This is a genomic window from [Clostridium] scindens, from assembly GCF_019597925.1.
Lineage (GTDB): Bacteria > Bacillota > Clostridia > Lachnospirales > Lachnospiraceae > Clostridium_AP.
In genome coordinates this window covers 3,777,780-3,790,528 of sequence record NZ_CP080442.1, presented here as the reverse complement: position 1 = coordinate 3,790,528, position 12,749 = coordinate 3,777,780, and the positions used below count along the sequence as shown (strand labels likewise).

9 protein-coding genes are annotated in these 12,749 nt (G+C 49.3%); 7 read left to right on the top strand and 2 right to left on the bottom strand.

From position 1 onward, the window contains the following. The first annotated feature begins 102 nt into the window (after nucleotides 1-102). Entirely contained in the window at nucleotides 103-1,401 is a 1,299-nt protein-coding gene (locus K0036_RS18175) for an MFS transporter (protein ID WP_220430341.1), read from the top strand. A gap of 45 nt (nucleotides 1,402-1,446) precedes the next feature. On the opposite strand, the gene K0036_RS18170 is transcribed toward K0036_RS18175, so the two are convergent. Then, entirely contained in the window at nucleotides 1,447-3,387 is a 1,941-nt protein-coding gene (locus K0036_RS18170) for a BglG family transcription antiterminator (RefSeq protein ID WP_220430340.1), read from the bottom strand. A 186-nt stretch (nucleotides 3,388-3,573) separates the two neighbouring features. On the opposite strand from K0036_RS18170, the gene K0036_RS18165 reads away from it, so the two are divergent. The 5 genes from K0036_RS18165 to K0036_RS18145 are packed head-to-tail and all read left to right on the top strand — an operon-like array spanning nucleotide 3,574 to nucleotide 9,663. Continuing rightward, nucleotides 3,574-4,218 (top strand): class II aldolase/adducin family protein, encoded by a 645-nt coding sequence (locus K0036_RS18165; protein WP_025641204.1) that lies wholly within the window; start codon nucleotides 3,574-3,576, stop codon nucleotides 4,216-4,218. Nucleotides 4,219-4,237: 19 nt separating this feature from the next. Beyond that, on the top strand, nucleotides 4,238-5,383 hold the full coding sequence (locus tag K0036_RS18160; RefSeq protein ID WP_220430339.1) for an iron-containing alcohol dehydrogenase: 1,146 nt from the start codon (nucleotides 4,238-4,240) through the stop codon (nucleotides 5,381-5,383). Between the two features lie 32 nt (nucleotides 5,384-5,415). Then, the gene (locus K0036_RS18155) at nucleotides 5,416-7,389 is read left to right on the top strand and encodes an FAD-dependent oxidoreductase (RefSeq protein WP_220430338.1); all 1,974 of its coding nucleotides are present in this window, start codon (nucleotides 5,416-5,418) and stop codon (nucleotides 7,387-7,389) included. A gap of 24 nt (nucleotides 7,390-7,413) precedes the next feature. Further along, nucleotides 7,414-8,463 (top strand): 2-hydroxyacid dehydrogenase, encoded by a 1,050-nt coding sequence (locus tag K0036_RS18150; RefSeq protein ID WP_220430337.1) that lies wholly within the window; start codon nucleotides 7,414-7,416, stop codon nucleotides 8,461-8,463. 24 nt (nucleotides 8,464-8,487) lie between these two features. Next, a complete protein-coding gene (locus tag K0036_RS18145) occupies nucleotides 8,488-9,663 on the top strand; it encodes an MFS transporter (protein WP_025641213.1) in 1,176 nt (391 codons plus the stop codon). A 132-nt stretch (nucleotides 9,664-9,795) separates the two neighbouring features. Here the strand turns inward: K0036_RS18145 and K0036_RS19615 are convergent, their stop codons facing one another. After that, nucleotides 9,796-10,845 (bottom strand): zinc-binding dehydrogenase, encoded by a 1,050-nt coding sequence (locus K0036_RS19615; protein WP_173694352.1) that lies wholly within the window; start codon nucleotides 10,843-10,845, stop codon nucleotides 9,796-9,798. Between the two features lie 234 nt (nucleotides 10,846-11,079). Between K0036_RS19615 and K0036_RS18135 the strand changes: the two genes are divergently transcribed. Beyond that, entirely contained in the window at nucleotides 11,080-12,633 is a 1,554-nt protein-coding gene (locus tag K0036_RS18135; protein ID WP_220430336.1) for a xylulokinase, read from the top strand. Nucleotides 12,634-12,749 lie beyond the last annotated feature (116 nt).

Sequence of the window (12,749 nt, the reverse complement as noted above, 5' to 3'; positions counted from 1 at the left end):
GTACATTGTTATTATAAAAGTTGGCAGTTGAAAAATGGTGCATCGATATAACCAACGATTTGATTATGCTTAATAATAAGTAGAAGCTGGGAGAAGAGAGGTATGGATAAGAAGTTAACGATTAGAGAAAGCTTCCGCCTGGGCAAAGGCTGGAATCTAATGATTTTTGCAATTCTCGCGATGCTGGTAACGAACGCAGGAGTCAACGATGGTCTGAACATTGCATTGCCGGCCATTGCCGAAGGGGCGGGACTTGATTACGAACTATGCCTGAGCATGGGAACCGTGGCGGGCTTCGTAGGCGTTGCGATGATGCTCGTAATTGCCAAGTTCCGGGACCGTTTTGGCGGCAGAAAGGTAAGCGCCGCATTGTTCATTATATTTGGGCTCACATTTTACTTCCTGTTTTTGAGGGCGACGAATATTGTAATGTATGGGTTATCACAATGCATCATGGTAAGCTGCGGACAGGGGTGCTTTTATCTTTGCACCGGACCGATGCAGTCCGACTGGTTCCCCAAGAAACGGGGAGTCGTCAATGGAATCAGTACCATTGGCGCGAATATCGGCACTGCGGTACTGGCGCCGATCATGACAGTGTTGCTGACGATGGCAGAATATAAGACAAGCCTTTCCGTGTTTGCCGCAGCGGCCATCGCGCTGGGAATATTTGCCTATGCGACGTTGAGAGATGATCCGATTGAAGCAGGCATGTATCCGGATAACGTGACCAAAGAAGTCTACGAAGCGGAATATAAGAATCTGACGGATCATGAAGACTATGTCAGCGACTGGACGATACCGAAGATGCTCAGATGCAAGGAAGTATGGCTGGCGGCAGTAGTGCCGGGATTCATTACCCTGGGCCTTCTGGGGATCATTACCCAATTCGTGCCGCGTAATACCGCCCTTGGGCTATCCAACGGAGTCGCCATATCTGCGATGACGGTGGCGGGACTGGTAGGAATCGTAGGAAGTTACGCGATCGGCTACATCGACACGAAGCTTGGGACAAAAAAAGCCTGCATGATATACTGCGGTATCTTTGCACTGGGGATACTCTTTAATCTCCTGGCATCTTACTGGCTGCCTTTTGTATACATCTCCATATTTATCGTGGGATTTTCCCTGGGAGGAAGTACGAATATGTCTCTGTCCTTCCCGGCATCGATCTTTGGAGTACTGGATTATCCAAAGGTCAATGGAGTCATCTTTCCTATCAACTACTGCATCGGGTGCCTGAATTTCGTCGTAAACGCGGTAGTGATGAAGGTGACGGGAAGCCTGACGGGCGCGTATATTGTATATCTCTGCTTGTTCCTGATCAATATCCTGATCGTCGCAAAGACGGAAGAAGGCAAGTGGGATAAACTGAAGCATCCGGAATTAATGACAAGATAATCTGTATGAATAAGAGCATGACCGATCTGGCCATGCTCTGCTTTTTTATGCAAATCTCCGGAAGAAATCAATAAGTTCTTCCCTGGTTTTTAAGAACCGCGTCTCATCCGGGCTGAACCCTTCGTAGTACAGTTCGTTGATCAGCCGAAAGACTATGGTGATGTCTTCCGGACGGATAGCGGCCATGATCACGGTACGGATCTTGTAGGAATTCCATTTGATACGATGATCAAGCGTAGCGATGGACAGGCAAGTCTTTGTACTTGGCTCTAGCGAATACATCAGCACGATACTGGGCTGGAAGGCAAAAGTCAGGATGGATTCCCTCCGGAGGATGTCGGCCAGATAGTTTCCGGAAACATAGCCCCGGCTGATGAAGTCCTTCGCCAGCATTTCTATCACGGAGAAACGGTCATCAGCGACTACCTTTTCATGCCAGAATGCCTCCTGGAACAACTCCTGGATAGAAGGCAGAGAGGTATTGTAGAGACGGTTGATCTGCGTCTTTACAATGTGGTTTTCCAGTTTTTCCTGATCTGCCTGAGTCAGGAAAGGCGTAATCAGCAGAGTCTTGCAGTTGGGCTCGCGGGTGATCTCCTTGTTGGCCGTGGTAATGATAAGATCCACCTTTGTGAAGTCGTAGTTATCTTTTACATATACAGGCAGAAGGGCGCTCAGATCAATGTAATCCTTGAACTTGCTCAGAATCCTATGTTTTAAATCCCAGGAGGAGGACAGATTCAATTGGCACATGATGACGGTCTTAAGCCTGGGAGACGTCCGGTTTTTATAAGCCAGCGCGCCCGAGATACAGAAGGCAAGATAAAGCAGTTTCGTATCATCCAGATAATTGCCATAAAAATCCAAGGCAAGAGACTGGATGGAAAATGCTATCTCGAATTCAATCAGCAGCCGGGAACGAGCGATATCTGACTGGGTCTGTATCGAATTAAAATAATGGACCGGCAGGGACAGGTAACGCAGGTACTGCAGCAAGGTTATATAGAAGTCTTCATTGTCTGAAAAGTCCAGGCAGTAAGTGTCCGCAATCCTTTGGATATAAGTATCCGCCAGGGCGATAATCTCCTTTTCGAAAAAGGCTTCAACCGTGGCGAAATTCAATTTACCTGCATCCAGCATCCGGCTGCAGGACACATGAAGATAGATATCCTCGCGCTCGATGGAAGGAAAATGGCAGGACAGCTTCGCCTCCAGAGAATCCAGGAGATCTTCTACAGCGTGGACGGCGGTAGAATCCTGGTATTGTATCTCCCGTGGAGCTGTCAGCTCGTGCCCGCTGGTTACGCGGTAATACATGATGGCGATTGCAAGATCCAGTATGACCATGTTGATGTCTTCCATCATGATATTGTACTGGGTCATATAGTAATTGACCTCCTGCATAATAAGGTTGACCACCCGCTCATCCAGATACTGGTACTGATAATAGGCGTTGCCTTTGGCGTTATAATTCCAGTTCTCGGTAAAAAGCCTGTTCAGAAGCGCCCTTCGCTTCCGCTCGTCCGGCTCGAAAGAGATGGTGTTCTTGTGGCGGTGGAACTTAATGTGCGGCGCCGGAAGGATATAGTCGGCACGGAGTGCATGAAGGTCATGCTCCAGCGTTGTTCGGCTAATAAACATCTCATCCTCCAGGTCGTAAAGATTCACCGGCTCATCGGAAAGGCATAGCCTAAAGGCAATATGCCTTACACGCTCATCTCTTGACAGAAAAGAACTGCTGGTCCGGCTTAATTCTTTTAACTGGTCCTGGTTGCTGGACACCAGAAGGTAGCCTTCGCTTCGCTTGGAAGCGATACGGATTCCGGTGCCATTAAGGATCTGGTTGATTTCTGCAATGTCATTGCGGATGGTCCGGGCAGATACCTGAAGCTGGCTGGCAAGCTCCTGGCCAGTAGTATAGGCGCTCTGAAGCTGGAGATAATGAACCAGCTTCCTCTGCCGGAGCGATAATGTAAGAGGTGTCATATTTTTCCTCCTTATTTAGGAAATGATATATGAATTATTTTCAATAATAGAGAGCAGATCCGGAAAAGTCAAGACAAAAGAGGAATATTTCTGATGATTATTTCCGCTTTAAAACGGAAAAATGCTGTTTGATATGAAAAGATGGCTATATTAAAATTGCATTAGAAATTGAAGGAGGTAATCACTATGAAATATGAAAAAATCAGAAAACAGGTATTGGATGCTATATTAGACGCGGTAGATCAGGGGCTGATCCATGGGACATCCGGAAACATTGCTATGAGAGACGATGAGGATGATGTGGTGGCGATCACGCCAAGCGGAATATCATATAAAGGAATGACGGCAGAGGATATCGCAATCGTAGACCTGAATGGGAAATGGCTGGACGGGCCATACAAGCCGTCCTCAGAAGTGCCGATGCATACGGCGGTTATGAGAGCGAGGCCGGATGTCAAGGCAACGGTACATACCCACGGAATGTTTGCAACCATTATGGCAATGGGTGATGACGCGCAGCTTGTACCGATCACTCCTCCCCAGTGCGAATTTGTACCGGTAGGAATCGTGCCATTTACCATGCCAGGAAGCGATGAAGTGGCAGACAAAGTAGTGGAGGCACTGGGAAGCGACGGAAGATCCGTATTGATCAAGAATCATGGCATGTTCTGCTGCGGCAAGGACATGAAGGCGGCAATGGCAGCCACCGTTTATACCGAAGAGATGGCAACAACGGCTTACTACGCGAAGGTGCTTGGCAATTTTGAGCCAATGCCGGAGGCAGGGGTAAAGAAGATGAAGGAATTGATTGCTGCCGACCAGGCAGTCTAAACAGGAGGAATACGAGAAGATGGCCAGAGAATTTTTTGTAAGCAGCAATGTTGTATTTGGCAAAGATGCCGTAAAGAAATTACCCGATATGTTAAAGGAATATGGCGCTAAGAGCGTGATGGTGGTCTACGATGCAGGCGTTAAGATGGCAGGCATTGCAGAAAAAGTACTTGCGGAGGTAGAAAAAGCCGACGCGAAGGTTACCGTGTTTGACGGCGTAATCCCCAATCCCACCAATGAAGTTGTGGAAGAGGCAGCGCTGCTGGCGCAGAAAGAAGAGATCGATGTCTTTGTGGCAGTGGGCGGAGGAAGCAGCATTGACTTGACAAAGGCGGTAAATATACTGATGACCAACCCGGGGCCGATCGGACAGTATGGCGGAATCGGACTGGTAAAGAATCAGGTGCTGCCTCTGATCGCGATACCGACAACGGCAGGAACTTCCAGCGAGATTACGAATGTAGTAGCGCTTACAGATACCAAGGCAGTCTGCAAATATGTGATCATAGACAATAAGATCGTAGTTGACAAGGTAATCGCCGATCCGGAATTTACCAAGACCATGCCTCCTTCTGTGACGGCGGCCACCGGAATGGATGCCATTACCCATGCGGTAGAAAGTTATATTTCCAATATGGCAACGCCTCTGACAGAGTACCATTCTCTAAAAGGACTGCAGATTTTCTATGAATATCTGCCGCGGGCGGTAAAGAACGGCGCGGATATGGAGGCAAGAGAGCAGATGATGCTGGGATGCATCATTGCCGGATTCGGGTTCTCTAATGCCAACCTGGGACTGGTACACGGCATCGCGCATACGCTGAGCGCGCATTTTCACCTTGCTCATGGCATGGCAAATGCCACGGTGCTTCCATACGTTATGGAGTACAATGCAGACAGCTGCCCGGAGAAGATGGTGGAACTTGCCCGGGCAATTCATCTGCCGGTGACGGGAAATGTAGAAGAGGATAAGTATCTGCTGTCCGCAGAACTGCTGAAACTGACCAAGGAACTGGGCATCAAGACCTTGTCCCAGCAGGGAATTGAGGAAAAAGACCTGAATATGCTTGCGGACGACGTACTGAAAGAGCCAGTGCTGGGATTCAACCCCAGACAGAATGTAACCAAAGAAGATGTTCTCGCAATCCTGCGCAAGGCATTATAGAGATGCCGGGATTGCGGGGAAGGAGATAAGATATGGAAACAAAATGCGTGTGTGGAAAAGGAAAGCAGTATCCCCATCTGTTTGCTCCATTAAGGGTGGGAAATATCAGAATGAAGAACAGAATTATCTGCGCGCCTACCAGTCCCAGCATGATTGATCTGAATGGGCACTTTACGCCGGAGATGATCGCATACTTGGAAGAGAAGGCGATGGGCGGCGCAGGAGTCGTTACTTATGGAGAAGCGATCGTGCACTCTGCTACGGGAAAGTCCCATAATAAGCAGCTCCAGCTGGATGCATTCGGCGTACGCCAGGGAATGACGGAAGCAGCGAGGGCGATCCATAATGCCGGGGCTTTTGCGAATATACAGCTCTCCCATGGAGGCATGTACGGAGGACTCGCCAGCGTAGGAGGGGATGTAGATACCTGCAGTGTCGCCTATGGACCAAGCGAGATGTCCATGCCGGCGGGCGAGGTAAAGGAGATGCCAAGAGATTTGATCTATGAGATTATCGAATCCTATGGAAAGGCCGCAAGGCTGTGCAAGGAGACCGGATTCGATATGGTACAGGTTCATGCGGCGCATGGATGGCTGTTTTCACAGTTCCTGTCTCCGGTGTGGAACCGACGCACAGATGAGTTCGGCGGATCCCTTGAAAACCGGGCAAGATTCTTCCTGCTGGCCCTGGACGCTGTAAGGGATGCAGTAGGTCCCGGATTCCCGATCGAAGCCAGGATATCCGGTGATGACATGACCGATAAAGGACTCGGGCTTGAGGAGTGCATCGAAGTAGCCAGGATGATCGACGACAAAGTGGATCTGATCAATGTATCCTGCGGAAACCACGAAGATCCGGATATGTTCTGCCGCACGCATCCATCCGCCTTCTATAAAAGAGGGGTAAATGTATATCTGGCTGCAGAGATTAAGAAGCATGTGAAGACGCCCGTGGCCTGTGTAGGCTCTTTGAATGATCCGGCCCAGATGGAAGAAATCATTAAGTCCGGACAGGCGGATGTAGTGGAGCTGGGGCGGGCAAGCCTTGCAGATCCATATCTGCCGAAGAAGGCATACGATGGCTGCGCAGATGATATTACCCCGTGCCTGAGGTGTTACGAGTGCTTTGGCGCTACAGGCCAGCTGGAGATGGTTAAGTGCGCGGTAAACCCTACCATGGGAGAGCAGCTGGCAGCAAAACTGCCAAAGAAAGCGCCTGGGCAGAAGAAGAAAGTCCTGGTGGCAGGGGGAGGCCCTGCGGGAATGCAGGCAGCAATCACTGCAGCCAATAGAGGCCATGAGGTCATTCTTGCAGAGAAGTCTGACAAATTAGGCGGAAACCTTCACCCCGCAGGAGCGGCATATTTTAAAGAAGACATCCGCAAGTTGATTGAAGTGATGGAAAAGAGAGTCAGCCGGGCAGGCGTCGATGTCAGGCTTAATACGGAAGTTACGCCTGCTTACGTGAAAGAGACGGAGCCGGATGTGCTTTTTGTAGCAATCGGATCCAATGAAATGCGCCCGCCAATCAAGGGCCTGGATTCTGACAAGGTGGTTATGGCCATTGAGGCAGAACTCTGCCCGGAAAAGCTGGGCAAAAAAGTAGCCATCATGGGAGGCGGCCTGGTAGGAGCAGAAGCGGCAATCGGATTCCACCACGAAGGAAAGGAATGCACGATCATCGAGATGAAGGCTGCCATTGCGGAAGAAGTCAATTCCTTCTACCGGGGAGGGCTGATGCCGGAAGTAGAAAAGGCTGCCATATGCTATGTAGATACGAAGGTAAAAGAAGTGGTTCCATCAGGCGTTCTCTGCGAGAGAAATGGAGAAGAGATGCTGGTGGAGGCGGATACGGTAGTGTGCGCCCTTGGCTTTACCTCGCCGTATGACAAAGTGGATGAATTGGCAGATCTGGTGGATGAGTACTATATTATCGGAGACTGCAAGAAGATAGGAAAAATCTACGATGCAATAAATACAGCGTATTACAGCGCGCTGCTAGTATAGGAATGAAGATAGAAGGAGGACGTCATGAAGAAGAAATTGGTATTGTGCACCCAATTGCCGGAGAAGAGAAGACAGGAAATTGAAGAATTCTGCGATATTACCATTGCCGGCGAATTGAAGCACGGCAAAGGAAATGTAACAGAAGAATCCATCCGCGAGGAATGCAAAGGGTATGAGATCGTGGTGCTGGGAGATGAGAATGCCGGCGCCGACACGCTTGGCGAGTGGATAGGATCCGGAATGAAATTTATCGGCGTGGCAAAAGGAACGCCGGTTACGGTAGATAATGAAGCGTTAAAGGCAGCGGGAATTCCATTATCCTATACGCCGGGAAGAAACCGGGTTGCCGTAGCGGAGTTCAACATCGGACTGATGCTGGCTGTGGCCAGAAAACTTACGCTTAGCGCGACCGGGCTGCAGAAAGGCGAGCATTTGGGCGAGCCTATGGAAAATATATACGATGTGCCAGACGTAAAGAATGTAATCTGGGGACCGCTGGATGAGAATCATCCTTTTACAGACTATGGCATCGGCTTTGAACTGTATGGAAAGAAGCTTGGAATTGCAGGGTACGGCGCGATCGGACGGGAAGTCGCCGTGCGTGCAAAAGCCTTTGGAATGGAGATTCTCGCGTACGATCCTTATATGCCGGCGGAAAGAATCGAGGCGGATGGCGCAAGAGCAGTGGATCTGGATACGATGCTCGCAGAAAGCGATATGGTCAGCATCCATCTTCCGGTTATCGACGCTACCAAAGGAATAGTAAATAAAGACTGGTTTTCAAAGATGAAGCCTACTGCCATCCTGATCAATACGGCAAGGGCAGCAGTCATTGACCAGAAAGACTTTGTTGAGGCGCTGCAAAATGGAGAAATCGCCGGCGCTGCAATAGACGTGTATTGGAAGGAGCCGGTGCCGGCCAACCATCCTTTGCTATCTATGCGAAATGTAGTATGCACTCCGCATATGGCCGGACTTACGACAGACGTAGACAACTGGTCAGGAGAGATGATGGCCCAGGAGGTTCTGGCATATCTCAGGGGAGAAGAAAGAAAGTACATATGGAAGAGATAAAAATCTAAAGGAGAAGAAGAGAAAATGGAAAAAGGAAAAAACAAAAAAGTGATAGCAGCGGGCCTGCTGGTAATGTCGCTTACGATGGCGTGCAACAGCGCTCTGGCCCCGATTCTCGCGGAAGTAGGAAAATTCTTCCCGGATGCAAGTGATTCGGCAATCCAGATCGTACTTACATTGATCAACCTGACTACGCTGCCTATGATGTTTTTGGAACCATTTATGGAGCCTAAGATCACCAAGCGTGATATAGCGGTTATCGGTACAGTGCTGATGCTGATCGGAGGATTGATGCCGCAGGTATTGAACACTCAGCTGTGGATGCTGTATGCGGCCAGCATCGTGATTGGCGCAGGTCTTTCCCTGGTGGTGGTTGTAAGTTCATCACTGATATCCGATTATTTTACAGGCATTGAAAAATCAAGGGTTATGGGCTTCCAGTCTATCTTCGTAAGTATTGGCGGCACTCTGATCGCAAAAGGCTCCGGATTGTTTACCGCTATGGCAGGATGGAAGCGGGGATATCTCGTATTCCTGATCTGCATTCCGATCATCCTGATCGTCATGCTGACGGTGCCGAAAGGAGAAGTGCTTCCGAAGACAGAGAAGGCCAAATCCGGCATCTCAGGGAGCATGGTATACTTTGGCGCACTGTGCCTGATCACCGGTATTTTTGTTGCAACATTCAACACCAACATTGCCATGTATATTGACCGGAAAGGAATCGGCGATGCCAGCACTGCCGGAACAGTAGCGTCTATCATGCAGGTCATCGGCATCCTGGGAGGACTGGTGCTGGGCAATACGGTTAAGATATTCAAGCGGTTTACCATCGGAGCCGCAATCCTCATGATGGCAGCGGGAACAGCCATGGTAGGTTTCTCCACAAGCCTTCCGGTGATCTGTATCGGAGCGGCGGTAGTGGGATTCGGATTTGCCATCCGCAATCCGGGAGCAGTCACGTTTGCAGCGAATATGGTTCCTGCGGCGCAGGCTTCCCTTGCAATCGCGATCGTTTCCGCAACCTATAATGTAGGCAACTTTATCTCAGCCTATGTGGTAAACCCTCTGGCAAATATGGCTGGCGGAGACATTTCCAAGCGATTTATCGTATCTGCGGCAGCATTAGTGATCATTGGGCTTGTGGCATGCATCAAGGCACCGACGACGGATGCGCAGGCGTTGGATTCACAAGAATAATAGAAATAGAGATAGAAAAGGGGCCGTAAATAAGTCCCCAACGAAGAATCGCCAGAACCGGCATTTGCCGGAACTGGCGATTCTTCGTTGGGGACTGTTTTTTACAGCCTCCTTTTGAGGGAACTATGATTGTTATTCATCCCATGGATGGAGCACGACCTTGATAGCCTCTCCGGTCCGCGTCAGCTTGATGCCTTCGTTAATCTTATCCAGAGGAAGAATATGGGTAATGAACTTCTCTGTAGGGAATGTAGGGGATATGGCCAACTGGAATGCCCTCTTAGACTGGCTGTAGGATGCGCCAAAGTGGCCTTTGATCCAAATGTTGTTATAGTGGATCAGGTTACAGTCCAGTTCGGTCATAGAGCCCTTGGGAACGCCTCCAAAGAATACGACCAGGCCTCCCTTTTTTACCATATGAATGCTCTGCGTCTGGGTGGCATTGACCGGAGTGGCGGAGATGACTTTGTCCGCGCCTTTCCCGTCTGTCAGTTTTTTGACCGCTTCGATAGGATCTTCTTTGGAACTGTTGACGGTAATGTCTACGCCAAATTTTTTGGCCATTTCCAGCCGACTGTCATTTAGGTCAAGCATGATCACCTTCTGTGCTCCGCGGAATTTGGCAAGCTGCGCCATAAAGCATCCGATAGGACCGGCCCCGATGATAACAAGCGTGTCAGGGTAGCCCACTTTTACATTTTCCAGACAGGCGAATACGCTGGTAAGGGGCTCGCCTAAGCTGGCGGCGTCAAAGGAGACGTCTTCAGGAATCTCATAGATGCCTCCCCGGCGGATTTTTTCTCCCTTTACTGCTACATACTGGGCGAAACCGCCGGTTCCAGCAAGAGAACTTACTTCTTTATTGGAGCAGTTCTCGCTGTGGCCGCTGATACATTCGTCACACTCCATGCAATAGGTTCCCGGGAACAGGAAAAGCCTGTCGCCGACTTTATATTTCGTCTGGTCAGGCCCGGTTTCGTCTACATATCCGACAATCTCGTGACCGTAGATAAACGGATAATTTCCTTTTCTGGAATCGGTTGTCAGATTGCGGATGTCAGAGCCGCACAGGCCCACGGACATAATCTTAATAATAAGGCCATCTTGGGGGCACTTTGGTTTTTCGGTTTCTTCGATACGGATGTCGTTTGGCCCGTACATTAATGCTGCTTTCATTTTCATAATTAAGAACAGCTCCTTTCTATTTATTTCACTTTAAGTATAGAGAGCGGGACAAATGCTTTCAAACACGATATTGCCGTATTATAACGGCAATAATATTTGAATAAGAAGTCAGAAATTTCCTGAATAAAAAGGAAAATATGATTTTGTGTATTGTATGCTATTTTGTTATCTTAAGTATAAAGAATATGAACGTTCAGCTAGGTACATTTTGATAATATGGAGGAAATAAAGATGGGAAGAGTAGAGAATTATTTATTAGGAATGGATTGCGGGACAACGAATATCAAGGCAATTATACTCAGCGAGGATGGAACCGTGGTGGCTGAGGCCAGCAAGCCCAGCCGGTTTCTGGTGCCAGGCCCGAATATGCAGGAACAGGACGCGACGCAGTGGTGGGACAATACCGTGGACATCTTCCGGGCGCTTACAGAGAAGGCCGGCAAGGAAGTGGTCAAGCGAATACGGGGAATCTCCGTCAGTTCCCATACTGTAACCATGCTTCCGGTGGATGCGAACGGCAATCCGCTGCGCAATGCCCTGACGTATCAGGATAACCGCTCGGCCGCGGAACTGCATTACATCGTGGATCAAGTGGGATTCGACCGCTTTGTGTCAATCGTGGGAGGACAGCCGGCGGTTGCGTTCCTTCCAAATAAGATTCTGTGGTTTAAGAAAAATGAGCCGGAGCTATTTGCCAAAACCGCATGCTTCCTGCAGGCAAGTTCCTTTATTAATTACAAATTGACCGGAAAGATGACGATGGATATCGACCAGGCATCACGGACGCAGTGTCTGGATATCAATACCATGGAGTGGTCTGATGAGATCGGCGACGTGATCGGCGTGAACCTGAATGAAGTGCTTCCAAAGCCACAGCTGGTAGATGAGATTATTGGATTTGTAACCGAAGAGGCGGCCAAGGCTACAGGCCTTGCTGCCGGAATTCCGGTAGTTGCCGGATGCAGCGATGCGATGGCGTCTATGTACGCCACAGGCCTTAGCCGTCTGGGAGAGGCAGGGGAGTCCTCCGGAACGACTTCTCTGGTATTCGTAGGCAGCGATGTAAAGAGCGCGCCGGACATTCCGGTTGTGACGAAGCCTTGCGCGATAGATGGCATGCCTTGGGTCTTTGACGCGCCGATCCAGACCAGCGGGGCAGCGCTTAAATGGTTTATAGAGACGCTGGGAGCAGAGGAGCGGGAGTATGCGGCTGCCCACGAGAAGAATATTTACACTTACTTGAATGAACTGGCGCTTGAATCGGCCCCAGGATCCAACGGCCTCTTCTTTTTCCCGTATTTATTAGGAGAGAGGGCGCCTCTGTGGAATGAATATGCCAGGGGAATGTTTATCGGCATGGGCATGGATATGAAGCGAAGCGATCTAATCCGCTCTGTGTTCGAGGGCACGGCGTATGCCCTGCGGCACGTGATGGAGACGGTAAAGGCCTCCGGCGCGAAAGCAAAGGTTCTTAGGATCTGCGGCGGCGGTGCCAAAAGCCGTACCTGGTCCCAGATAAAAGCTTCCATGCTCCATATGCCGGTATATCTTCTGGATGAAAAATCCGGCGATGCTCCGGTTGGAGATGCTTTGATCGTAGGCCATAAAGTTGGAGTGTTCCCGGATCTGACCAAGGCAGTAGAGCAGATTGTAAAGGTGAATGAGATCATCCAGCCGGTGGATGAATGGGTGGAGGCGTATGATAGGCTGTATCCATTCTATGTGGACATGTATCAGCATTTGGACGGAGATTTGAAACGATTAAAAGAAGTAATGGAGATATAACAGGAAATTCAGCCAGCGCCCGTGATCTGCCGTTTCCCATTGTACTTATTTAAAAACAGTTTTGGTAAAAATTCACTTACTGGTATTGCAGAATCAAAATATGTGGTAACATAGAA

Bases quoted from the DNA above. Each gene is read 5' to 3' on its own strand.
- K0036_RS18145 (WP_025641213.1), top strand. From the start codon at position 8,488: ATGGAAAAAGGAAAAAACAAAAAAGTGATAGCAGCGGGCCTGCTGGTA.
- K0036_RS18170 (WP_220430340.1), bottom strand. From the start codon at position 3,387: ATGACACCTCTTACATTATCGCTCCGGCAGAGGAAGCTGGTTCATTAT.
- K0036_RS18160 (WP_220430339.1), top strand. From the start codon at position 4,238: ATGGCCAGAGAATTTTTTGTAAGCAGCAATGTTGTATTTGGCAAAGAT.
- K0036_RS18150 (WP_220430337.1), top strand. From the start codon at position 7,414: ATGAAGAAGAAATTGGTATTGTGCACCCAATTGCCGGAGAAGAGAAGA.
- K0036_RS18175 (WP_220430341.1), top strand. From the start codon at position 103: ATGGATAAGAAGTTAACGATTAGAGAAAGCTTCCGCCTGGGCAAAGGC.
- K0036_RS18165 (WP_025641204.1), top strand. From the start codon at position 3,574: ATGAAATATGAAAAAATCAGAAAACAGGTATTGGATGCTATATTAGAC.
- K0036_RS18155 (WP_220430338.1), top strand. From the start codon at position 5,416: ATGGAAACAAAATGCGTGTGTGGAAAAGGAAAGCAGTATCCCCATCTG.
- K0036_RS18135 (WP_220430336.1), top strand. From the start codon at position 11,080: ATGGGAAGAGTAGAGAATTATTTATTAGGAATGGATTGCGGGACAACG.
- K0036_RS19615 (WP_173694352.1), bottom strand. From the start codon at position 10,845: ATGAAAATGAAAGCAGCATTAATGTACGGGCCAAACGACATCCGTATC.